Below are 21,409 nucleotides of genomic sequence, written 5' to 3'. Positions count from 1 at the left end.
GCGAGGGGTGGATTAGCTAGTTTTTGGAGACGGTGACGTCGCCGTTGAGTGTTTCGAATCGGAAATCGGGGCCGCCTTTGCCAATGCGCACGGCGGTGTCTTTGGTGAGTTTGTACACGGTACCGCCGCCCTTGCCTTCCTTGTTTTTGGTGACTTGCACGGGCAGGATTTCGGCGTCGCTGAAATCGGTGTAGAACTCGCCGTGCATGCTCTTGAAGTGCAGGTTGGCGCCCAGGCTGGCGGGGTATTTCACCCGGATTTTGCCGTTGATGGTGTGGTAGGACGAGGCGCCAGCCGGGTTGGCGGCGTAGGTGGCGTCCACGTTGCCGTTCACGGTGTGGGCCCGGGTGGTGCCCCGCACGTTGGTGAGGGTGATGGGGCCATTCACGTTGTTCACGTGCAAGAGGCCGGTTACGTCCTTCACTTCCATCGAGCCGTTGTTGACGGTGCTCACGTGCAGGTTCATGGCGTAGGGCACCTTCACCACAAAATCGAACTCGTAGCGGTAGTCAATGTCGCGGTGGCTCCAGTTGCCGTGCCGGTCCATAGGGCGCGAATCCTGCGGCCCGGCGATGTACACCACCACGCTGTCGCCGTGCTGGGTAAAACCCAGCTGGGCTTCTTTTTTGCCTTGCTCCAGCGTGGCCGCGTCGTCGGCCCGAATGGTTTTGGTGGCTTCCACCAGCACTTTGTTGCCGGCGTAGCCCTCCACCCGCACCGAGCCGAAGATGTTGTACAGGGCCAGCGTGCTCTTGCCGGCGTCGGCCATGGGGGCGAATTCTTTGGTGATTTTTTCGGTGGATTCTTTGCTTTGGGCCCAGCAGGCGCTGGTGCTAGACAGCACGAGTAAGAGGCTGCTCAGGCTGCGGCGAAACGAGGGTTTGGTCATGGCGGGGAGAAGATTGGGGCGCGGCGGGCCGGCCGGTTGTGAGGGTTTGGATGCTTTCCTGAATTTTGCTTTTCACCGATTCGTCGAGGTTGGGCTGCTTCAGCAGCTCGCGCATCTGCTGCACCGAGCGGCGCTCCTGCAGCTTCACCATCACGTCGGCCAGGGCGGTTTGCACCAGCGGCGAGTCTTGGCGGGCCAGCGCGTGCACCAGGCCTTCGCGCACCTGCGGGTCTTCGGCCAGCGGGGCCAGGGCTTCCAGCGTGGCGAGGCGCACGTTCACGTTGGGGTCGGTGTTGAGGGTGCTGAGCAGGGCGTTCACCACTTTGGCGGTGGGCTCGTCGAGCTGCTTGGTGTAGCCCACGGCCCGCAGCCGCTCCGTGGCCGAAGGGTTCTGGATGAGCGAGAGCAGCATTACCTGCTTCATGTGGGTCACTTCGTTGGCGAGGGCGGCAATCTGCTGCTGGTCGTCGGTGGCCGGCGGCTGGCGGTTCAGCCAATACCCGCCAATGAGGCCCACCCCTACCAGGCACAGGCTGTACACGGCCCGCAGAATGGGCCGCGGCACGTCCAGGTGCAGCCACCACTGCCACAGCCCTTTCAGGGAGTAGTCGGGCGTGGCCTTCACTTCTTCTTTAAACGAGGCCAGCATGGCGTAGAATTCGGGGCGTACGCTGGGGCCGGGCTCCGGCACGGGCACCTGCCCCAGGCTCTGCCACAGGCGTTGGGTGGCTTGCAGTTCCTCGCGGCACTCGGCGCACTCGGCCAAATGGGCCGTGAGGGCGGCTTGCTCGGGCTCGGTAAGCTGGCGGCTCAGGTAGTCAACCAACTGGTCCTTCACGTGGTCACAGTTCATATAGCAGGTTAATTTTCGATGCGGAGGTAGGTGCTTTTGAGCTCGTGCATGGCGCGGTGCACGCGCACCTTCACGGCGCCTTCGGTGGTGCCCAGCACCTGGGCAATCTCGCCGTACTTCATTTCCTGGAAGCGGCTCAGCACCAGCACCTCGCGGTGGTCGGGGCTGAGTTGGGCCAAAGCTTGATGCAGCACGGCCACTTCCTGGGCGCGCTCCAGGCCGGCGTCGGCGGGGCTGCCGCCGCCCAGGTGCTCGGCCACGTCGGCCACGTCGGCGTGGTGCTTGGCGTGGCGGTTTTTCTTCACGTGGTCGGCCAGCACGTTGCGGGCCAGGTGGTACATCCAGGTGCGGAACTCGCCCTCACCCGTGAAGGTGTGCCGGTACTTCAGCATGCGGTAGAACACGTTCTGCACCAAGTCTTCGCTGGTCGTCGAGCTGCCCAGCATGTGGTAGAGGAAACCGAACAACGGCCGGTGGTAGCGCTCGAAAAGCAGACCCATGCGGTCCACGTCGCCGGCTTTCACCCGCAGCATTAAGGCATTGTCCGATAGCGAGTCCACGCAGTTACGATGAGGTGTTTGGGTATTTGCTTGTGGACACCGCCGTGCCCGGCGAAGGTTACCGGAAAATGGGATGTTTTTTTATTCCCACTTTGCTTATCTCGGGCATGTGCATTGTTAGGCCTTGGAAATCAGGAGCAAAATCAACAAATAATAGCTAATTCGGTGAATATTAAGATGCCTGATTCGCAACCCTGCCCCGGTTCCCCTCCGTAAAGCCCCGTCCACAACGCTCCCTTCCTTTCCACATTTCCAACTCGTTTATCATGAAAACCACCAAAATCCTTCTCGCCTTGTTGCTGACCACCGGCTTGAGCACCGCCGCCTTCGCCCAAACCACGTCGGGCACCATGGGCACTACCTCGGGCAGCACCACCAGCAGCGGCTCAATGAGCGGTACGCCGGCCACCGGCTCCACCACCGGCACCATGAACACCAGCACCAGCGGCTCCAGCACCAGCGGCTCAATGTCGGGCAGCACCTCGGGCAGCAATTCGGGCTCGGGCAGCACCTATGGCACGACGTCGGGCAGCACCACTGGCAGCACGGGCAGCACCACCGGCAACATGGGCACCACCAGCGGCAGCACCATGGGCACCACTTCCGGCAGCACCTCGGGCAGCAGCACCTCGGGCCGCATGAAATCGAAAGACAAGGCTTCGAAAGGCAAGATGAAAACCTCGACGCCCCGCTAGCAACTTTTTGTTGTTCAGAGCCGTAAGGCCACAAGAAGACCGGCTGTTTCACCCGAAGCAGCCGGTTTTTTAGTGTCCCTCCTTTCCCCTCCCCCATGAAACCGTTTCTCCTTCTGGCCGGCCTGCTGCTCGCGGCTGCGGCGCAGGCCCAAACCGTGCCCTTCGACCCCACGGCGCCCGTGCGCGGCGGCAGCCAGGGCCAAACCACCATTCCGCCCGTGAACCCGGCGCTCAACCAAAGTACCATTCAGGGCCCGCCCGAAATGCAGCGCACGCCCACCAACCGCGACGCCCAGCAGAGCCGTCCGCTCGACAACACGGGCGGGGCCATTCTGCCCGCCGCCACGCCCGAGCTTTCGCCCACGGCCGTGCCCGACGTGCGCGAGCAGCCGCTCATTCGCGACGACAAGCGCCGCCAGTCCAACGAAGTAGTGCCCAGCCGCTCGCGTCGCAGCCACAGCAGCAACGTGCCACGATAACCCAACACCTCCCCCAGCCCAACACGAAAAAGCCCTGTTCAGAACATGAGCAGGGCTTTTTCGACGTTATGAGCGGCCAGGGGCGCTTATTTCTTTTTGCTTTTCTCGGCGTGGGCCAGCAGGTCGCTGCCGTGCTTGCGCAGCAAGTCGGCCAGTTCCAGCAGGGGCTTTTTCACGTCGGCCGCGGCGTTGGCGCTGAGCTGGCTGGTTTGGTTGCCCAGCATGGTGAGCGAGTTGCCGATGGCCGTGGCACTCAGGGCGCCGCTGGTGAGCAACGATTGCAGGTTGCCGATTTCGCGGGCAATGTCCTGCAGGCCGGGCTCGCCGCTTTGCAGGAAGGTTTGCTGCCAGGTTTCGGTGTTGTCCATGGCCGAGCCCAGGGGCAGGCTGGTGAGGCCGTTTTTGAGGGCGCTGACGGTGGCGAGAAGTTGGTCGGAGGGCATTGGACTGATGGATTGATTTGGGAATGTGCTGATGTGCTGAAAAAGCGTTGGACCAGCGGGCTATAACTCTTCGCTTTTGACCTTTACGTCCTTTTTCGCCCGTTTGGCTTTGGCGGGCGCGTTTGGGTCGGGGGGTAGGGTCAGGGGCGGGCTGGGAATATTGGGCGCGGGGGCACTCAGCCCGAGCTCGCGCAGAATGGCCACGGCGCGCAGGGCGCTGGCTTCCTTGTTTTTGATTTCGAGCATCAGGTCGAAATCAAGGCCATGCAGGTCGGCCAGGAAGCCCCGAAACAGGTCGTCCACTAGGTCGTCGGTGTGCTTGCCTTTGCGTTCGCCCAGCGCCTGCGAGCTGTAGTCCATCATGGGCACGCCGTCGGCGGTGGGGTGCCAGGTGGCCGCGGCCAGGCGCAGGGCCTCGGGCATGGGCTCGCCGTGGTTGAGGCACTCGTGGTGAAAATTGTCGAACAGAATGGGCACGCCGGTGAGCTCGTGCAGGTGCAGGCAGTCGCGCAGCGAATACAGCCGGTCGTCGTTTTCCACCACCACGCGGGCCTTCACGGCGGCGGGCAGCGTGGCGTGCACCTGCGCAAACCGCTGGATGGCCAACTCCCGCTCGCCATACAGCCCGCCCACGTGAATCTGCAGCTTGGCCGTGCCGTCCAAGCCCATCAGGTCCAGCATAGAGCCCTGGTACACCAGCTCCTGAATGCTGCGCTGCACAATGTCGGCGCTGGGCGAGTTCAGCACCACAAACTGGTCGGGGTGAAAGCTCACCCGCAGGTCGTGGGCCTTGATGTAGTCGCCGATGGCCCGGAAGTCGGCCGCAAAATGGGTTTGCCAGGGAAAGGTGTTGATTTCGTGCGAGCCGAAGGGCACAATGCCCGAGCCCATCCGAAAGAAAAGCAGGCCCTGGGCCACGTTCCATTCCAGCATGCGGCGCAGGCAGGCCAGGTTGGCCGTCACGGCCGCCACCAGCCGCTCCTCACTGTAAGAGGCCAGCCGGAAAGTGTTGGCGGCGCTGCAGTCCATCGCCTCGTTCACGCAGGGATACCCAATTTTCATACTTGGGCTTACGGGTAAAATCAGTTAGCAGTTATCGGTGAACCGTGAGCAAATTCCTCTTTGGCACACGGCTCACTGCTAACTGTTCACTGCTCACTGCTAACTGCTTTTACCCTACGGCTCGTAGCCGCGGTTGTCCTTGAAGGCCTTGTTGTACTCGGCGCGGGCCTTGCGGAGCTTCTCGGCTTTCAGCTCGGCTTCAATTTCTTCCATCTTGCGCCGCTGTTTGCCTTCCCGCGAAAACTGGTCGTAAATCAGGCTCACCGGGCTTTGGATGGTGGGCACCGGCGCCTTGGGCGCGGCAGAGTCGACGGCGAAGAGCGGCTGGGGCTTCGGCGGGCGCTTCACGGCACTGGTCACGGGCGGCTTGGGGCGCTTGATGTTGCGCAGGGCCCGGTTGATGACGGCGCGGTCGGCGCGGTCGCTCACCACTTGCACCTCGCCCAGCTGCACGCTGTCGCGCTTGAGCTGAATGCGCACCACCAGCTGCGACAGCCCGGTGCCGCCCATGGCCATGCGCTGGGTTTTGAAGCCCAGGGCCCGAAACAGCACCGTGTCGGTGGGCAGCACGTCGAGGCCGAAGTTGCCGGCGGCATCCGTCACCACGCCGCGGCGGGTGCGCTGCACCTGCACGGTGGCGCCCGGCACGGGCAGGCGCGAGCCGGCTTCGGCCACGCTGCCGCTCAGGCGCACGGTGGTGGGGGCCTGCGCGCGGGCGCCCAGCGCCAGCAGCCACAGCACCGCCAGCAGGGCCAGCCGCTGGCTCCACGGCGGCCAAACGACACGCACACAAGGCACTACTTCAATTACCATCAACAGAATACGCACAACGCTACCACAAAGTAGCAACCCAATGAGCCAAAAAAAGCCCGCGCCGTTGCAGGCGCGGGCTTTTCAGCGACGGTTCGGCCGATTGCATCGACCAAACCATTAGTTTTTGATTTTGGTGCCGTCGGCGTCTTTCACCTTCACTTTGCCGTTCTCTTTCACCTTGAGCTTGCTGCCGTCGTCGGCTTTGGCTTTCATTTTCGAAACCGAAGCCGCATCGGTGCCCATGCTGCCGCTCATGCCGTTGTCGGCGGTCGTGGTGGTCGTGGTCGACTCGGTGGTTGTCATGCTCGACTGCGACATGCCGCCGCTGGTGGCCGTGTCGCTCATCGACGACATGCTGGCGTCGTCGCCGGCGCTGGTGTAGGTGCTGGGGTCGTCGTAGTACGTCGAGCGGCTCGACTCATACGCCTGGTACTGCGTGGGGTCCACGAAAATCACCTTGAATTCTTGGTCTTCCGCAGCGTAGGCGTCGCGCATGGCGGCGGCCATGCCGGTGGTGTCGGCGGTGTACTTGCTGCGCAGGTCGTTCATGCGCTTGTAGCGGTTCACGTACACGGTGCGAATTTTGGTTTTGGTGGCCTCGTCCGTGATTTTCATGTTGGCCGCCATCTTGTCGGCAATCTGTTGGGCGCGGGCCTCAATCTGGGCGTCCGTCATGGGGCCCGTGGTGGTGGTGGTAGTGGTGGTGGTCATGCCATCGCCGGGGGCGGTGTTGACTTCGGTGGTTTTTTCCTGCGAGCAGGAGGCCAGCGAGAGGGCGGCAGCGCCCGCGAGAATCAAGAGGGAATTTTTCATGAGAAGGGAATAAAAGGACAACCGTAATGGGTTTGGGGGCGCTTTACGGCAATGCCCTGGCATATGTTTCCTGGGTGATATAGAAAGACCCTCATGCTAAGCAAATGCAGAGCATGAGGGTCTGTTCCGGGTGGCGGGTGCCTACGCCCGGCGCAGCTCAAACACGGTGATTTCGGGCAGGAAGCCCACGCGGCCGGGATAGCCCAAAAAGCCCAGGCCTACGTTCACGTACAGCTTCTGGCGGCCCTGCTCGTAGAGGCCGGCCCACTGCTTGTAGGCATACTGCACGGGGCTCCACTTCAGAAACGGCAGGTTTAGGCCGAACTGCATGCCGTGGGTGTGGCCGCTGAGGGTGAGGTCGATGTCGGGGTAGTTGAGCACCTGGGCCTCCCAGTGCGAGGGGTCGTGCGAGAGCAGGATTTTGAAGGGCGCATCGCCGCTGGCGGCGTGGGCTTTGGGCAGGTTGCCGTGCTTGGGAAAGTTGGCGTGGCTGCTCCAGTTCTGCACGCCCACGATGGCAATTTTGTCGCCGCCCCGCTCGATGGTGTGAGCGGTGTCGTTGAGCAAGGTCCACCCGATTTTGGCGTGGTTTTGCATGAGGCGCTCCAGGTTGGCGCGCTTTTCCTCCAGGCTGCCCCACTGCACGTAGTCGCCGTAGTCGTGGTTGCCGAGGCTGGAGAAGATGGGAAGGTCGGACTTGATGCCCTGCAGGGCCGGAATGTGCGGCTCGACTTCGGTGGCGCGGTTGTTCACCAGGTCGCCGGTCATCAGCACGAGGTCGGCCGCCTGCTGGTTGATGAGGGCCACGGCGCGCTGCAGGGGCTCGGTGGAGTTGAAGCTGCCGGTGTGCAGGTCCGAAATCTGAATGACTTTGAAGCCGTCGAAGGCCGGCGGCAGGTTGGGAAATTTCAGCGACACGCGGCGCACTTGGTAATCGGTGGCACCTTTGGCCATGCCCCACAAGAGGCCGACAAAGGGAATGGCGCCCAGCCCCAGCGCCAGCTTGGCCAGAAACTCGCTGCGCGGAATGGCCTCGCCCGCCACCCCCGCCGGCCGCGTGGCCGAGCTCAGGGCCCAGCGGCCCAGCCGCACCAGGTCTTCGAGCAGCAGCGGAATGAGCATGACCATCTTGGCGGCCAGCAACAGCAGCGGCAGGCTCATGAGGTAGCTTTTGAGGACGGTGTTGCCGGTTTGGCGCGTGCTGCCGGCCCAGATGGCCAGCCACCACACCACGCCCGTCAGCACCCAATAGCCTATCGACGCCCAGCGCCGCACGCCCGGCGAGGCGTGCTGCACCACCGTGCGCACCGCCTGGTACCCATACCATTCGGCCAATACCACCAAGCCCAACATCAACCACAACACAAACGGATTTCGCATATTCTAACAACAGAGCGGAGAAAGCACCCGCTGCATAACGCAGCGGCGGCGCCCAAGTTTAAACGCGGCCCGCAGGCTTTTGCTTTACATTTAACGGACATTTTACCTTCTGCCACCTCCGCGCTGCATGGAACCGCTTGACCCTCTGCCTTCTGCCGCCCCCTCTTACCCCACCCCCACTGCCTCGGGCATCAAGAGCTGGGCCGAGGACGACCGCCCCCGCGAAAAGCTGCTGAGCAAGGGCCGCGCCGCCCTTTCCGACGCCGAGCTGCTGGCCATCCTCATCGGCTCGGGCACCACCAAGCTCACGGCCGTGGATGTGGGCAAGCTCATGCTGCAGGGCGTGGGCCACGACCTCAACGCCCTGGCCCGCGAAAGCGTGAAGCAACTGTGCCGCCACCCCGGCATCGGCGAGGCCAAGGCCATCACGGTGGTGGCCGCCCTGGAGCTGGGCCGCCGCCGCAAGGAGGCTGACGCTGCGCCGCGCAACACCATCACCTGCTCGCGCGACATCTACAACCTCATGCGCCCCCACCTGCTCGACCTGCCGCACGAGGAGTTCTGGGTCATCCTGCTGAACCGGGCCAACGTGGTGATGCGCAAAACCGCCATCAGCCGCGGCGGCGTGGCCGGCACCGTGGCCGACCCCAAGATGATTTTCAAGGAAGCCCTGGAGCAACTGGCCAGCAGCATCATTCTGGTGCACAACCACCCCAGCGGCAACCGCAACCCCAGCGGCGCCGACATTCAGCTCACCAAGAAGCTGAAAGAAGCCGGCAATTTTCTGGATTTGCCCATTCTGGACCACCTCATCTTTGCCGAGCAGGGGTACTACAGCTTCGCGGATGAGGGGATTTTGTAGTAGCAGGGCAAAAATTATGACACCAGTCAGAAAAACCCTTCGCCTTGTAAAACAGCGCCGTGCGCCGGCCATTTTCCAACAACACGTTCGCGCGCTGCTTCCCTACAACCAAAACCGCTACCTCCGCTACCGGCACAGCGACGCAGACTCGCATACTCCTTGGTACGGGGCGTCTTTTCAATTGGCCAGCGAAGCGCACAACATTTCGCAAGGAATAGACTTTGGGCTGCCAAAATTTCTGGACCATTACGAGACGTTTTTTAAGCAGTTGGTCGCACAGTTTGATGACGGCTCGTGCTGGATAGTCACCCACGATATCAAGGACTATAGCTGGTGGCCGAACGACGAACCCACGTTGCCCGCGCTACGCACCCTGTTTGCCCAGCACCGCGTGCCCAACACCTTCAAAGGCGCCTTGCAATTGACAAAGCCGGAGCTTTTCCGCTATGCCCGGGAATTCCTATCCTACCCCACTGGCGTGTTCGGCCGAGCAGGGGCCCTGTACAGTGATGTGGACGTTTCCCATGGCAAAAGGCCAGTAGTCATCAAAATATCGGCTCATTTGAACGTGGACTTCCTGAGTACTGACCAAGAGCTTGTACGAGCGGTGGTGAAGCAGCATCGCACGCCGGTCTTTACCATAAAACCATACCGGGGCACTTCCTTCTAATTACTCACACCTTTCACTACCCGAACGGTTTTTGTAAACCTGTCGATTCCCCTACCCTGTGCAGGGCCTTTTTATGAAAAACGAAATCGACGTGCGCTTGTGCTTCTGGGAAATTGAGGGTCTGGCCCCCGAGGCCATCACCGAAATGCTTGGCGTTGCACCCACCAAGGTGATGCGCCAAGGGGAGCCGCGGGGACCCAAAGGCACGCGCGTGTGGCCCTACAACGGCTGGGTGTGGGAAGCCAGCGCCGACAAATCGGTTTCCTTTGAAGACCAATGCACCGCCGTGCTTGACCTGCTAGAGGCCCACCGCGACGCCGTAAAGAGCTTTTGCCACCGCTGCACGCCCGAGCTTTCCTGCGCCTTGTGGATATACGCCGAAAATGGCGAAAGCACGCCCTCAGTCCATCTAAACACCCGCTACCACGCTCTGGCCAGCGAATTCAACCTCAGCTTTGACTTGGACCTCTATTGCATGTCCGATGGAGAAGCACAGGCGTGAGCTCCATTTCCAAACCCCGATTCTCTTCAGCCACCTCAATTTTTCCCACGGCGGGCCATTGTAATAAAAACCCTCCGGGAGGGCAGTGCCTTCCTTCGTCTGAACTTGTGCGGGGCAATCGGGTTATGGTCACACTTTTTCGGCAGCAGTTCCTCCCAAAAGGCACGGCGACCGGCAAAATTTGACCACACTTCTCACTCAATTCACAAAAGACCGATGAAACTTACCATCCTTCTGGCGGCCACGCTGGCAGCCTTCACCGCGCAGGCCCAGACGGCCGCCTCCGCGCCGCGCGCCGCCGCCGACCAGATTGCCACCAAGAAAGGCCCCCTCACGGTGCAGCCCATCACGCACGGCAGCGTGGTGCTGACCTGGGGCGGCAAAACCATTTACGTGGACCCCTACGGCGGGGCCGCAGGCTACGCAGGCCTGGCCGCTCCTGACGTCATCCTCATCACCGACATTCACCCCGACCACCTCGACCCCAAAACGCTGGCCGGCCTCTCCCTGGGCAAAGCCCTGATGGTGGTGCCCCCGGCGGTGGCCGAAAAGCTGCCGGCCGAGTACAAAAAGCAGGTGCGCGTGCTGCGCAACGGCCAGAAACTCGACACGCTGGGCATGAGCGTGGCGGCCATCCCGATGTATAACCTGCCCGAAGCGGCCGACGCGCCCCACACCAAAGGCCGCGGCAATGGCTACGTGCTGGGGCTGGGCGGCAAAAACGTGTACCTGTCCGGCGACACCGAAGACATCCCCGAAATGCGCGCCCTCAAGAACATCGACGTGGCCTTTGTGTGCATGAACCTGCCCTACACCATGGACGTGAACCAGGCCGCCCAGGGCGTGCTGGCCTTCAAGCCCGCCATTGTGTACCCCTACCACTACCGCGGCCAGAACGGCCTGAGCGACGTAGCCAGCTTTAAGAAGCAGGTGAACGCCGCCGACAAAAAAATCGACGTGCGCCTGCGCAACTGGTACCCCACGGCCCAGTAACACCCCGCCGCTAATGCAAAAACGTCCTGCCGAGCCAGCTACTCAGCAGGACGTTTTTGCTTTTTAACGGTTTTCCGCTGGCACGCGTCTGCCGCTACTTCGCCGCCTCGATGGCCGCCACGGCCTGGTCGACCAGCCCAGCCGCCGCTACCGCATTGGCCCGCTTGCTTTGCTGCTGCTGCACCTCCCGCAGCAAGCCCTCCACGCGCTGGTAGTCCACGTAGCGCTTGTACTGCACGGTCAGGTCGCGGATGCGCGTGATGCCTTCGGCCAGCGCCGTCGGGTCATCGATGCGGCCCAGCATCTCACCGAAGCCCTGCAGCATCTGGAAACGGCCGTTGGGGTCGGCCGCGTCGTATTTGGCGCGCATCCAGGGCCACTGCGATACGCTGCCCGCCTGCCCGTACACCAGCACGATGGCCCCCGTGAGCGGGTCCTTGCTATCGGCTTCAAAAGCCTTGGCCCGGGCCAGCGCCTGCGCCGGGTTCAGGGGCAGCAAGGCTTCCAGCGCCGCAGCCTGCACCCGGTACGACGGGCTGCCCAGGGCCTTGCCGAACAGCGGCGCGTAGTTTTTCTGCTTGAGCGAACCCAGCGCCGCCAGGGCGGCTGCCTGGGCTTGCGGCGCGGCATCGGTGGCAGCCATTTTTTCCAGCATGGGCGTGGCGGCTTTGCGCAGGGGTGCGTTTTTGAGGTCGAGCACCTGCACGGCCATCTCGCGGAGAGCAGGCGTTTTGTCGCCCAGGCCGGCGAGGAGGATTTTCTGGGCCTGCGGGTCGGCGGGTTTGCTTTGGGCGGCGCGCAGGGCTTCGCGGCGGTCGAGGTAGCGGGCGGCGTGGCGCTGCTGGTAAGCAAACTCAGCCAATGGCTTGTGGTCTTCCTTCTGCCACACCAGCACCTTTTGGGCGTCCACGTTCACCAGGTCGGGCTTGGCCGCAAGGGTCATGGTGAAGGTTTGGGTGGCCTCGGTCATCATCACCGACTGGTGCTGCACCTTGCCGCCCACGTAGTAGTCGATGGTGAACGGCAGCTGAAACGACTGGCCCGCCTGGGTCTGCTTCACGGTCACGGACTGCACTTTCCGGGCGGCGTCCCAGGCGTAGTCGATGGTGACGACGGGGTGGCCAGCGCCGTAATACCACTGGTTGAAAAACCAGTTCAGGTCTTTGCCCGACACTTCTTCCAGCGCCAGGCGCAGCTTGTGGGCCTCGCCGGTGCCGAAGGCGTTTTGGGTTAAATAGCGCTTCAGGCCCTGAAAAAACACTTCCTCGCCCAGGTAGGCGCGCAGCATGTTCAGGATGTTGCCGCCCTTCTGGTAGACGACGCCGTCGAACATGTCGTCCTTCTCGGCGTAGCGCGAGCGCACCACCGGCAGCAGGAAATTGGCGGGGTCGCGGAAGTAGGTGCGCAGGCTGATGTCGGCTTGCTGGGCGGCGGCATCGGGACCGTATTCGTGCTCGGCCCAGATGATTTCGCTGAAGTTGGCAAAGCTCTCGTTCACGGTGAGCTGGCCCCAGCTTTCGGCCGTGACATAGTCGCCAAACCACTGGTGGAACAACTCGTGGGCGATTTCGCGCTCCACGCCGGCGTACTGCCAGTCCAACAGGTCGCGGGCCGAGCCCTGGGCGTGCTCGCCAAACAGCGAAGCGGTGGTGTTTTCCATGGCCCCGGCCACGAAATCGCGGCACACCACCTGGTGGTACTTGTTCCAAGGAAAGTCGACGCCCAGCCGCTGCGAGAAAAACTCCAGCATGCGCGGCGTCTTGCCGAAAATGGCCCGGGCCTGGGCGGCGTATTGCGATTCCAGATAATAATTGACCTCCTTGCCGCGCCACGTATCCTTCGTGATGCGGAAGTCGCCTACGGCCATCATGAACAGGTAGGGCGCGTGGGGCTCGTCCATTTTCCAGGTGTCGGTGCGCAGCCCCGGGGCGGTGGCCACCTGCTTCACCAGCTGGCCGTTGCTGAGCGTGACGTACTTGGCGGGCACGGTCATCGAGATTTCCTGGGTGGTTTTCTGGTTAGGTTCGTCGATGGTCGGGAACCAGGCGGAATTGGAATCCGGCTCGCCCTGCGTCCAGATTTGCACGGGCTTGCCAGCCACGGCGCTGTCCGGGTTGATGAAGTAGAGGCCTTTGGCACCTTCGATGGCGCGCCCGCCCTTCACGTTCAATTCGTCGGGCTTGGCCGTGTATTCAATGTAAACCGTGTAGGCCTCGCCGGCTGGCACCGGCTGTTTGAGATGAATCAACAGCTGCCGTTGGTTGTACTCGTACTTCAGCGTGGACTGCGCGTCGCCGCGCACCAAGGCCACGGTGTTGATGTCCATGCCCTTGGCGTCGAGCCGCAGGGAATCGGTGGCCGCGGCGTAGGGTTTAAGGGTGACCCACTCCCGGCCAATCAGGTGGCGTTTTTCATAATCAAACTCAACGTTGAGCCGGGTGTGCACCAGGTTGTTTATTTGCCGGGCCGCCGGGCGGTAAGGTGCGGACTGTTGGGCGAGGGCTGGCGCCGCGGCCAGCAGGAAGAGTATAAACCGAAGTTGTTGCATGAGGCAGAAAAGGAGCGCCGAAGGTAGCGCGGCTACCTGATGCCGCCGCAGCCCCGGCAGTTGGCTGCCTGCTCAAAAAGAAGAAACATGATTAAAAAAATAGCCTTGGCGGTCGCTATCATCGGCATCATCTTATATTCGATAAACGGCAGCCGGCCCGACGCCAGCGCATACGCGGCGCAAGTGCGCAAATCCCGCGGCGAGAAAAACCGCTCGTTTCGCGAGTCGGCCCAATCGCCTCTCTCGGAAGCCCAAAAGGCGCAGTTCGATAGCCTCAAATACTACCCCGCCGATTTGTCCCTGGTAGTCGAAGCCACCGTTTCGCGCAACGCCACGCCCGACACCACGCTGCTGCAAATGAGCGACAACCGCGCAGAAAAATACCTGCGTTGGGGCCAGGCCAAATTCCGCATTGGCACCCAGGCTCAGCAGCTGGCGCTGTACCTGAAAGCCGACGGCAATGATTCTACCCTCTTCATTCCCTTCACTGACGCCACCAACGGCCGCGAAACCTACGGCGGCGGCCGCTACCTCGACGCCGCCCTTCCCGAGCCCGACGCCAACGAAATCACACTAGATTTCAACCAGGCCTACAACCCCTACTGCGCCTACAACAACGACTACAGCTGCCCCGTGCCGCCCGCCGAAAACCGGCTGGGCGTGCCCATTGCGGCCGGCGAGAAGTCGTTTCACGAGTAACAACGGCACCCGAGTAGCGCAGCCCAGCCTTGCCCGCGCAACCGATTCACGTTTACGGAGCTTCACGGTGCGCCGTACCTTTGCCACGTCGTCAGCGGCCTGACAACTGACAACTAGCAACGGACAACTCATCATGCGCATCTCCCTCGACTGGCTTAAAACCCTCATTCCGACCGATAAACCCGCCGCCGAGATTGGCGCCCTGCTCACCGGCTCGGGCCTGGAAGTGGAAAGCATGGAGGAGCTGGAAAGCATCCCCGGCGGCCTGCGCGGCGTGGTGCTGGGCACGGTGCTCACCTGCGAGCGCCACCCCGACGCCGACAAGCTCAGCCTGACCACCGTGGACGTGGGCGACGGCACCGTGCGCCAAATCGTGTGCGGCGCCCCCAATGTGGCCGCTGGCCAGCGCGTGGTGGTGGCCCTCGAAGGCGCCGAGCTGCACCCTGCGCAGGGCGAGCCCTTCAAAATCAAGAAAAGTAAAATCCGCGGCGCAGCCTCCGAGGGCATGATTTGCGCCGAAGACGAAATCGGCCTGGGCACCTCGCACGCCGGCATTATGGTGCTCGACACCGACCTGCCCAACGGCACGCCCGCCGCCGAGTATTTCGGCCTGGGCTCCGACACGGTGTACGAAATCGGCCTCACGCCCAACCGCGCCGATGCGGCTTCGCACTACGGCGTGGCCCGCGAGCTGCGCGCCCTGCTGGGCCAGCCCTGCCACCTGCCCGATGTGAGCGCCTTCGCGGCGCCGGAGTCGGCGGCGGCCAACGTCGACGTAACGATTGAAGACGTGGAAGCGGCCCCGCGCTACGCCGGTTTGCTGCTCGAAAACGTGCAGGTCGGCCCCTCGCCGGAGTGGCTGCAACGCCGCCTGCGCAGCATCGGCCTGAGCCCCATCAACAACGTGGTGGACGTGACCAACTTCGTGCTGCACGAGCTGGGCCAGCCCCTGCACGCCTTCGACGCCGACCAGATTACGGGCAACCGCATCCGGGTGAAGCGCGCCGAAGCGGGCGAGAAATTCGTGACCCTAGACGGCGTGGAACGCAGCCTGAAAGCCGAGGATTTGGTGATTGCCGACGCCCACGGCACCCCGATGGCGCTGGCCGGCGTGTTCGGCGGCAAGACCTCGGGCGTGAGCGAAGCCACTACCCGCGTGTTTCTGGAAAGCGCTTACTTCGGCCCCGCCGCCGTGCGCCGCTCCTCCCAGACGCACCAGCTGAAAACCGACGCCTCGTTCCGCTTCGAGCGCGGCACCGACCCCAACATGGTGCCCGTGGCGTTGCAGCGGGCGGCGCTGCTGCTGCAGGAAGTGGCCGGCGCCACCGTCGCCGCGCCGGTGGTAGACGAGTACCCGGCGCCCGTGCCGCCGGCCACCGTGCACCTGCGTTTGCCCCGCGTGGAGCGGCTGGTGGGCCAGTACATCGCGCCCGAACGCATCCGTCAGATTCTGACTGACCTCGACATTGACATCGACATCACCGAGGAAAACCTCGAAAAAGGCGACCAGGCCACCTGGCTGCTCACGGTGCCGCCGCACAAGGTGGACGTGACCCGCGAGGCCGACGTGATTGAGGAAATTCTGCGCATCTACGGCTACAACAACGTGGCTTTGCGCCCGAACAACTCGGCCTCGTTCCTAGCCAAGTTCCCGAACCCCGACCCGGAAGTGACGCGCGTGAAAATTGCCTCGCTGCTCAGTGGCCAGGGCTTTTCGGAGATTCTGACCAACTCGCTCACCAACTCGCAGTACTTCGAGAAGGACGGCGAGCCGGAGGCGTCACTGGTGCGCATTCTGAACTACAACAGCATCGACCTGAACGTGATGCGGCCAACGCTGCTGCACTCAGGCCTCGAAATCATTCGGCACAACATCAACCGTCGCCAACGCGACCTGAAGCTGTACGAATTCGGCAAAGTGTACGCGCAGAATGAGAACGGCAAGTACCAGGAAAAGAACAAGCTGGTGCTTTATCTGACGGGTAATGTTACGGCCGAAACTTGGCAGCACAAGTCGGATAAAGCGGCGTTTCACGACTTGGCGGGCGCGGTGCAGCAGGTGCTGGCGGCGCTGGGCTTTGGCGGGGCGGCCTCGCAGCCGGTGCAGCACGCCTACCTGGCCGGCGGCCTCACGCTGCTGGTACACAACCAGCCGCTAGCCCAGCTCGGCGCGGTGTCGGCTTCGGTGCTCAAGAAAATGGACGTGAGCCAGCCAGTGTGGTACGCCGAGCTGGACTGGGACGCCCTGAGCAAGAAATACAAGCCCACCCTCACGGCCCGCGAGCTGCCCAAGTTCCCCGAGGTGCGCCGCGACCTGAGCTTGGTGGTGGATGCGTCGGTGACCTTCGACCAGCTCCAGCAGATTGCCCGCAAAACCGAGAAGAAGCTGCTGCAAAGCATCAACGTGTTCGACGTGTACGCCGGCGAAAACCTGGGCGCGGGCAAGAAGTCCTACTCGGTGAGCTTCACGCTGCAGGACTACGGCCAGACGCTCAGCGAGCAGGCCATCGACCAGGTAATGCAGAAGCTCATTCAGCAGTTTGAGAAGCAGGCCGGGGCGCTGATTCGGAAGTAAGGGCCTATTAAATTTACCCAAGGGGCGCCGTCGCGGAAGTTTCCGCGGCGGCGCTCTGTCGTTTGTTACAACGTTGCCGGATACAGTGCGCACGGGTTTATACGTGCTTTATAAATCAAGTATTTATACCTGACCATAGTGAGGAAATAAGGCGGAGCTTTGGCCAATCCATCCGCTCACCTTTTCGCTCACTGCCATGAAAAAGCAATACCTTCTACCAACCTTGCTTGGCGCCTGCTTGTGGCTGGCCGGCTGCTCGTCCAACAACTCCAAAACGGAAACCACAACCAGCGCCCCGGCCGCCGACGCTACAGATACCACCGGCGCTAAGATGGCCGCCCGGCCCGGCCCCAACGTGCAAGCCGTAACGTTGCCCAATCCCGGCATTCCCGGCTTTAAATTCCCGGAAGACAGCACCGTCATCAACGGCTGGATTCAGAACCGCGACGCAGCTAAAATCAGCCAGCACGGCTGGGGCATCTGGACGGCCCTGTCCTCGCCGACGCCGCAGCGGCTCAACGGCGACACCCTGCGCGTGTATGAAACTTGGCCCACCAAAGAAGAGGTGGACGCCGCCCAGCAAGCCGCCCCCAAAGCCAACCTGCGGGCCATGCTGCTGCAGCGGCCCACGCCGCGGCGCCGGCTAAATCGCCCCCGGCAGCTATTCCGCGACCCGGACTTCCGCCAGGGGCTGAAGGCCCGGGCCAAAGTGGCCAGTGCCCACGCCATGACCGCCGACTCGCAGGAAGACGTGTTCGAATCGGTGAGCTACGACCCGGTGGCGGCCTCCTTCATCGTACAGAACAAGCTGTTTTGGGCCTCCACGCTGCAGGGCCTGATAGACAAGGGCCGGGGCGACATTCCGCAGCTGCCCCGCGAAGCCATCGCCATCAAGCCCGTGTATGAGGTGGTGCCCGGTGGCAAGCGCGGCCGCGGCCTGTACCAGATGAAGGTGTGGACCGGCACCACCAGCGCCCGCATTCCCTTCGGCCAGGAAAAATGGTCGAGTTGCGTGTACGTCGACACCGCCAACCGCGGCAAGGGCCAGGGACAAGTAAGCCCGGGCTGCGCCCCCGCCACCCCGGCCACCACCTACAACCTGCGCGATTTCGTGCACTTCAAGCTCACGGCCGCCGAAGCCGCGGCCATGAACGCCGAGCTCGACCCCGGCACGCCGCCCGTGGCCTACGCCGGCGACTACGCCATTCTGGTGGCCATGCACATCACCACCAAAGAAATCAAGCGCTGGACCTGGCAAACCATGTGGTGGGCCCCCAACCCCGACCGCGCCCCGCTGCCCAGCAACCCCGGCGTGGTGGCCCAGCGCCCGGCCCAGCTCGTGGGCGCGCCGCGCCACTACGCCATGGCCATCTCCTACCAGATGATTGACCCGGTGCAGCCCTTTGCCGGCGGCCAAAGCGTGGGCCAGTCCATCTACGTGTTCAACCCCTACCTGGAAGCCGGTTTCGGGCCGGGCACGTTCAGCAACAGCGGCCACCTGCGGGAGCCCTCCCGGGTGGTCACCAACGGCTTGGTGGTCGTCAATGACGTGGGCGTGCGCACCAACTGCATGAGCTGCCACGCTCAGGCCAGCTTCACGCCGTTTGCGGCCATCACGTCCAAAAAGATGCTCCCGCTGGGCTACCTCGGCGATACTTATGTGGACATGGGCAGCCCCAAATTCAAAGGCCGCCTGCGGACTGATTTCCTGTGGTCGATTGCCGACATGGCCTCTGCGCCACCGGATTCGCTGAAGTAGCCGCGGCCGAAGCGTGGCTTGCCGTTCGACTGAACGTCATGCGGGGCTTGCCGAAGCGTCTCTACCGCGAGAGTAAATCAATTACTTGCGCGGGAGAGACGCTTCGGCAAGCCCCGCATGACGTTCTGCTTTTGCGACTGGTGGACCGTTGCGCCTGCTCTGCTCTCAAAGGCAAACCTCTCTGAGGCACAAGCTGCGAGCAAGTGCCGGGTAAAGCGTAGCTTTCGGCCCGCCGCTTTATCTTCACCCAAAAATTAATCCCGACCGTGGCCTCCTCCCAACAACTTGCGCAACTCGACCGCCTGGAGCGGCAGATTACCACCTTAGTGGCTGCCTATCAGGAACTGCGCGAGGAGCTGGCCGACGCCAACACCACCATTCAGCAGCTACGCGCCGACGTGCGCGAGAAGGACCGGCAGCTGAAGGAGCGACAAAACCAGGAAAATATTGTTAAACTTGTACACACCATAGCTGGGGAACCCACCCACGCCAACGAACTTAAACTGCGCCTCAACGAATACATCCGCGAACTGGACAAGTGTCTTGCCTATTTGAGAGACTAACCCGACTTAACCCCTCACCCTGAGCCCTAATCATCGCTGTATGAGCGAGCTAGCCATCAAAATTCGTATTGCTGACCGGGACTATCCCATGCGCGTTGACGTGCAGGACGAGGAACGGCTGCGCCTAGCCGGACGGCTGCTGGGCGACAAGCTGCGCGAATTTCGGGAAGGCTACGGCATTCAGGACAAGCAGGACTTGCTGGCCATGGTCGCCCTGGCCACCATGGCCGACCAATTGAAAGTGAGCAAGGAAAAGGATGGCACCGACGCGGCGCTGACCGAACGGCTCGCTCGTTTCGACGAGCTGCTATCAGGCGTGGTGCTGGCGGGCTAAGCGTAGCCCCGCCCGGCACCCACACACTCGTTGGCCCGGTTGGGCGGCGCGGCAATCGGCCGCTTCCGCTTAGCCCGGGCACTTCTGTTCTACCTGGTTATGGTTTTTTCACCCACCCCAAAAACCATAATTCCATGTCACCCATCATATTGTACTGTATACTGACCGCGGTGGTCGCCCTTGTGGCGGGCATCGTGGTGGGTAGACAGCTGGCCGGCAAAGCCCGGCTGGACCACGAGGGCGAGGCCCAGGCCCGCGCTCAGCAAATCCTCCGCGAGGCCGAGGAAAAAGGCAACCGCCTTCGCGACGAGAAAATCAAGCAGGCCGACGAGCGCCTGGAGCAGTCGAAGAACAAATTCAAGACGCTGCGCAACGAATTTGATACCGAAAGCCGCCGCCTCAAGCAGGCCCTCGACCAGGAACTGACCGAACGCCGCCAGGGCGTGGTGGAGCAAGAGCAAAGCATCAAGCTGCTCACCGAAACCACCCAGCGCCAGCTGGAGCAACTGCAAAAGAAAGAAGCTGACTTAGAGCGTCAACGCGAAAAGAACCAGACCGATACCCAGCAGTTGCGCGACAAGCTCGAAGCCCAGGCCGAAAAGCGCCGCCTCGACCACGAAGAAGCCATGGCCGAGCTGGAAACCCGGCAGCGCGAGGCCGACGAGCAGCTGCACACCGTGCAGCGCCAGCTCGAAACCATTGCCAACCTGACCGCCGCCGAAGCCCGCGAGCAGCTGGTGGAAAGCCTGAAAAACGAAGCCCAGATTCAGGCCAGCTCCTACATCAAGGACACCGTGGCCCAGGCCAAGCTCACGGCCACCAAAGACGCCAAAAAGATTGTGCTGGAAACCATTCAGCGCACCGCTTCGGAGCACGCCATCGAGAACTGCGTGTCGATTTTCAACATCGAAAGCGACGACGTGAAGGGCAAAATCATCGGCCGCGAGGGCCGCAACATTCGCGCGTTGGAAGCCGCGACGGGCGTGGAAATCATTGTGGATGACACGCCGGAGGCCATCATTATCTCGGGCTTCGACCCGGTGCGGCGCGAAATTGCCCGCCTCTCCTTGCACTTGCTGGTAAAGGACGGCCGCATTCACCCGGCCCGCGTGGAGGAGATTGTGGCCAAAACCCGCAAGAACATCGAGGAGGAAATTGTCGAAATCGGCGAGAAAACCATCATCGACCTCGGCATTCACGGCCTGCACCCGGAGCTGATTAAGATGGTGGGCCGGATGCGCTTCCGCTCCTCCTACGGCCAGAACCTGCTGCAGCACAGCCGCGAAGTGGCCAACCTCTGCGCCACCATGGCCGCCGAGATGGGACTCGACGTGAAGAAAGCCAAACGCGCCGGCCTGCTCCACGACATCGGCAAGGTGAGCACCGAGGAGCCCGAGCTGCCCCACGCCATTCTGGGCATGGAGATGGCCAAGAAGTGGAAAGAGCACCCCGACGTGGTGAACGCCATCGGGGCTCACCACGACGAGATTGAGATGACGGCCATGATTTCGCCGCTCGTGCAGGCCTGCGACGCCATTTCGGGCTCGCGCCCCGGCGCCCGCCGCGAGATGATGGAAAGCTACATCAAGCGCCTGAAGCAGCTGGAAGAAACTGCCAACGGTTTCAAAGGTGTAAACCAGTGTTTCGCCATCCAGGCCGGCCGCGAGCTGCGCGTGATGGTAGACGCCGAGAACGTGACCGACGAGCGCGCCGCCGAGCTGAGCTTCGAGATTTCGCAGAAAATCGAGAAGGAAATGCAGTACCCCGGCCAGATTAAAATCACCGTGATTCGGGAGATGCGCGCTGTGGCTTATGCTAAATAGCGTGTAGAGCGCAGGCTTGAGCTTGCGCACCAGACTGCAACCTCAGAAGCCTCCGTGACGAAAGTTGCGGGGGCTTTTTTGCGCCGTATGGACC

21 protein-coding genes are annotated in these 21,409 nt (G+C 62.4%); 12 read left to right on the top strand and 9 right to left on the bottom strand.

The annotated features are described in order from the left end of the window. Nucleotides 1–16 precede the first annotated feature (16 nt). Genes JAO73_RS16915 through JAO73_RS16905 form a run of 3 tightly spaced genes read right to left on the bottom strand, consistent with a single transcriptional unit; the run spans nucleotide 17 to nucleotide 2,275 of the window. Nucleotides 17–889: a DUF4097 family beta strand repeat-containing protein gene (locus JAO73_RS16915; RefSeq protein ID WP_233169259.1), complete on the bottom strand. Its 873-nt coding sequence runs from the start codon at nucleotides 887–889 to the stop codon at nucleotides 17–19. After that, nucleotides 834–1,742: a HEAT repeat domain-containing protein gene (locus tag JAO73_RS16910; protein ID WP_198978328.1), complete on the bottom strand. Its 909-nt coding sequence runs from the start codon at nucleotides 1,740–1,742 to the stop codon at nucleotides 834–836. Before JAO73_RS16910 ends, JAO73_RS16915 begins: the two co-directional genes overlap by 56 nt. Nucleotides 1,743–1,750: 8 nt before the next feature. After that, entirely contained in the window at nucleotides 1,751–2,275 is a 525-nt protein-coding gene (locus JAO73_RS16905) for an RNA polymerase sigma factor (RefSeq protein WP_190923419.1), read from the bottom strand. A 293-nt stretch (nucleotides 2,276–2,568) separates the two neighbouring features. On the opposite strand from JAO73_RS16905, the gene JAO73_RS16900 reads away from it, so the two are divergent. Both JAO73_RS16900 and JAO73_RS16895 read left to right on the top strand, forming a co-directional pair. Then, nucleotides 2,569–2,997: a hypothetical protein gene (locus tag JAO73_RS16900; RefSeq protein WP_198978327.1), complete on the top strand. Its 429-nt coding sequence runs from the start codon at nucleotides 2,569–2,571 to the stop codon at nucleotides 2,995–2,997. Between the two features lie 95 nt (nucleotides 2,998–3,092). Continuing rightward, nucleotides 3,093–3,476 (top strand): hypothetical protein, encoded by a 384-nt coding sequence (locus JAO73_RS16895; protein ID WP_198978326.1) that lies wholly within the window; start codon nucleotides 3,093–3,095, stop codon nucleotides 3,474–3,476. 86 nt (nucleotides 3,477–3,562) lie between these two features. Here JAO73_RS16895 and JAO73_RS16890 read toward each other — a convergent pair whose 3' ends face one another. The 5 genes from JAO73_RS16890 to JAO73_RS16870 all read right to left on the bottom strand — a co-directional run bounded on the left by JAO73_RS16890 (nucleotide 3,563) and on the right by JAO73_RS16870 (nucleotide 7,987). Next, nucleotides 3,563–3,919 carry a hypothetical protein gene (locus JAO73_RS16890; protein WP_190922808.1) on the bottom strand — a complete coding sequence of 119 codons (357 nt, stop codon included), beginning with the start codon at nucleotides 3,917–3,919 and terminating at the stop codon, nucleotides 3,563–3,565. A gap of 60 nt (nucleotides 3,920–3,979) precedes the next feature. Further along, complete coding sequence (uvsE, locus tag JAO73_RS16885) at nucleotides 3,980–4,981, bottom strand: UV DNA damage repair endonuclease UvsE (RefSeq protein ID WP_198978325.1); 1,002 nt, start codon at nucleotides 4,979–4,981, stop codon at nucleotides 3,980–3,982. Between the two features lie 114 nt (nucleotides 4,982–5,095). Next, entirely contained in the window at nucleotides 5,096–5,770 is a 675-nt protein-coding gene (locus JAO73_RS16880) for a carboxypeptidase-like regulatory domain-containing protein (protein ID WP_198978324.1), read from the bottom strand. Nucleotides 5,771–5,911: 141 nt separating this feature from the next. After that, nucleotides 5,912–6,607: a hypothetical protein gene (locus JAO73_RS16875; protein ID WP_198978323.1), complete on the bottom strand. Its 696-nt coding sequence runs from the start codon at nucleotides 6,605–6,607 to the stop codon at nucleotides 5,912–5,914. A gap of 141 nt (nucleotides 6,608–6,748) precedes the next feature. Next, nucleotides 6,749–7,987, bottom strand: coding sequence for a metallophosphoesterase (locus JAO73_RS16870; protein ID WP_198978322.1), 1,239 nt, complete (start codon nucleotides 7,985–7,987; stop codon nucleotides 6,749–6,751). A 127-nt stretch (nucleotides 7,988–8,114) separates the two neighbouring features. Between JAO73_RS16870 and radC the strand changes: the two genes are divergently transcribed. The 4 genes from radC (at nucleotide 8,115) to JAO73_RS16850 (ending at nucleotide 11,014) form a co-directional block, all read left to right on the top strand. Then, nucleotides 8,115–8,849 (top strand): RadC family protein, encoded by a 735-nt coding sequence (gene radC / locus JAO73_RS16865; RefSeq protein WP_198978321.1) that lies wholly within the window; start codon nucleotides 8,115–8,117, stop codon nucleotides 8,847–8,849. Nucleotides 8,850–8,865: 16 nt separating this feature from the next. Continuing rightward, the gene (locus JAO73_RS16860) at nucleotides 8,866–9,519 is read left to right on the top strand and encodes a hypothetical protein (RefSeq protein ID WP_198978320.1); all 654 of its coding nucleotides are present in this window, start codon (nucleotides 8,866–8,868) and stop codon (nucleotides 9,517–9,519) included. 73 nt (nucleotides 9,520–9,592) lie between these two features. After that, complete coding sequence (locus JAO73_RS16855; RefSeq protein WP_198978319.1) at nucleotides 9,593–10,021, top strand: DUF4279 domain-containing protein; 429 nt, start codon at nucleotides 9,593–9,595, stop codon at nucleotides 10,019–10,021. A 216-nt stretch (nucleotides 10,022–10,237) separates the two neighbouring features. After that, nucleotides 10,238–11,014, top strand: coding sequence for an MBL fold metallo-hydrolase (locus JAO73_RS16850; RefSeq protein WP_198978318.1), 777 nt, complete (start codon nucleotides 10,238–10,240; stop codon nucleotides 11,012–11,014). Nucleotides 11,015–11,108: 94 nt separating this feature from the next. Here the strand turns inward: JAO73_RS16850 and JAO73_RS16845 are convergent, their stop codons facing one another. Beyond that, nucleotides 11,109–13,562 carry a M1 family metallopeptidase gene (locus JAO73_RS16845; protein WP_198978317.1) on the bottom strand — a complete coding sequence of 818 codons (2,454 nt, stop codon included), beginning with the start codon at nucleotides 13,560–13,562 and terminating at the stop codon, nucleotides 11,109–11,111. A gap of 87 nt (nucleotides 13,563–13,649) precedes the next feature. Here JAO73_RS16845 and JAO73_RS16840 point away from each other — a divergent pair, with 87 nt between their 5' ends. The 6 genes from JAO73_RS16840 (at nucleotide 13,650) to rny (ending at nucleotide 21,315) form a co-directional block, all read left to right on the top strand. Next, nucleotides 13,650–14,261 carry a DUF1684 domain-containing protein gene (locus JAO73_RS16840; RefSeq protein WP_198978316.1) on the top strand — a complete coding sequence of 204 codons (612 nt, stop codon included), beginning with the start codon at nucleotides 13,650–13,652 and terminating at the stop codon, nucleotides 14,259–14,261. 133 nt (nucleotides 14,262–14,394) lie between these two features. Further along, a complete protein-coding gene (pheT, locus tag JAO73_RS16835; protein WP_198978315.1) occupies nucleotides 14,395–16,836 on the top strand; it encodes a phenylalanine--tRNA ligase subunit beta in 2,442 nt (813 codons plus the stop codon). A 196-nt stretch (nucleotides 16,837–17,032) separates the two neighbouring features. Continuing rightward, entirely contained in the window at nucleotides 17,033–18,595 is a 1,563-nt protein-coding gene (locus JAO73_RS16830; protein WP_198978314.1) for a hypothetical protein, read from the top strand. Between the two features lie 266 nt (nucleotides 18,596–18,861). After that, the gene (locus JAO73_RS16825; RefSeq protein WP_190922795.1) at nucleotides 18,862–19,158 is read left to right on the top strand and encodes a hypothetical protein; all 297 of its coding nucleotides are present in this window, start codon (nucleotides 18,862–18,864) and stop codon (nucleotides 19,156–19,158) included. A gap of 40 nt (nucleotides 19,159–19,198) precedes the next feature. Then, nucleotides 19,199–19,492 (top strand): cell division protein ZapA, encoded by a 294-nt coding sequence (locus JAO73_RS16820; protein ID WP_190922794.1) that lies wholly within the window; start codon nucleotides 19,199–19,201, stop codon nucleotides 19,490–19,492. A gap of 134 nt (nucleotides 19,493–19,626) precedes the next feature. After that, a complete protein-coding gene (gene rny, locus JAO73_RS16815) occupies nucleotides 19,627–21,315 on the top strand; it encodes a ribonuclease Y (protein WP_198978313.1) in 1,689 nt (562 codons plus the stop codon). Nucleotides 21,316–21,409 lie beyond the last annotated feature (94 nt).

The organism is Hymenobacter miniatus, assembly GCF_016427455.1.
Taxonomy (GTDB): Bacteria; Bacteroidota; Bacteroidia; order Cytophagales; family Hymenobacteraceae; genus Hymenobacter; species Hymenobacter armeniacus.
The sequence above is the reverse complement of the archived record's forward strand: the minus strand, read 5'-3'. Positions and strand labels throughout refer to the sequence as shown.

Coding starts and splice junctions, on each gene's coding strand:
- JAO73_RS16840 (WP_198978316.1), top strand. CDS start 13,650: ATGATTAAAAAAATAGCCTTGGCGGTCGCTATCATCGGCATCATCTTA.
- JAO73_RS16905 (WP_190923419.1), bottom strand. CDS start 2,275: ATGCTGCGGGTGAAAGCCGGCGACGTGGACCGCATGGGTCTGCTTTTC.
- JAO73_RS16820 (WP_190922794.1), top strand. CDS start 19,199: ATGAGCGAGCTAGCCATCAAAATTCGTATTGCTGACCGGGACTATCCC.
- JAO73_RS16870 (WP_198978322.1), bottom strand. CDS start 7,987: ATGCGAAATCCGTTTGTGTTGTGGTTGATGTTGGGCTTGGTGGTATTG.
- JAO73_RS16850 (WP_198978318.1), top strand. CDS start 10,238: ATGAAACTTACCATCCTTCTGGCGGCCACGCTGGCAGCCTTCACCGCG.
- JAO73_RS16900 (WP_198978327.1), top strand. CDS start 2,569: ATGAAAACCACCAAAATCCTTCTCGCCTTGTTGCTGACCACCGGCTTG.
- uvsE (WP_198978325.1), bottom strand. CDS start 4,981: ATGAAAATTGGGTATCCCTGCGTGAACGAGGCGATGGACTGCAGCGCC.
- JAO73_RS16895 (WP_198978326.1), top strand. CDS start 3,093: ATGAAACCGTTTCTCCTTCTGGCCGGCCTGCTGCTCGCGGCTGCGGCG.
- JAO73_RS16910 (WP_198978328.1), bottom strand. CDS start 1,742: ATGAACTGTGACCACGTGAAGGACCAGTTGGTTGACTACCTGAGCCGC.
- JAO73_RS16860 (WP_198978320.1), top strand. CDS start 8,866: ATGACACCAGTCAGAAAAACCCTTCGCCTTGTAAAACAGCGCCGTGCG.
- JAO73_RS16830 (WP_198978314.1), top strand. CDS start 17,033: ATGAAAAAGCAATACCTTCTACCAACCTTGCTTGGCGCCTGCTTGTGG.
- JAO73_RS16845 (WP_198978317.1), bottom strand. CDS start 13,562: ATGCAACAACTTCGGTTTATACTCTTCCTGCTGGCCGCGGCGCCAGCC.
- pheT (WP_198978315.1), top strand. CDS start 14,395: ATGCGCATCTCCCTCGACTGGCTTAAAACCCTCATTCCGACCGATAAA.
- JAO73_RS16855 (WP_198978319.1), top strand. CDS start 9,593: ATGAAAAACGAAATCGACGTGCGCTTGTGCTTCTGGGAAATTGAGGGT.
- radC (WP_198978321.1), top strand. CDS start 8,115: ATGGAACCGCTTGACCCTCTGCCTTCTGCCGCCCCCTCTTACCCCACC.
- rny (WP_198978313.1), top strand. CDS start 19,627: ATGTCACCCATCATATTGTACTGTATACTGACCGCGGTGGTCGCCCTT.
- JAO73_RS16915 (WP_233169259.1), bottom strand. CDS start 889: ATGACCAAACCCTCGTTTCGCCGCAGCCTGAGCAGCCTCTTACTCGTG.
- JAO73_RS16890 (WP_190922808.1), bottom strand. CDS start 3,919: ATGCCCTCCGACCAACTTCTCGCCACCGTCAGCGCCCTCAAAAACGGC.
- JAO73_RS16875 (WP_198978323.1), bottom strand. CDS start 6,607: ATGAAAAATTCCCTCTTGATTCTCGCGGGCGCTGCCGCCCTCTCGCTG.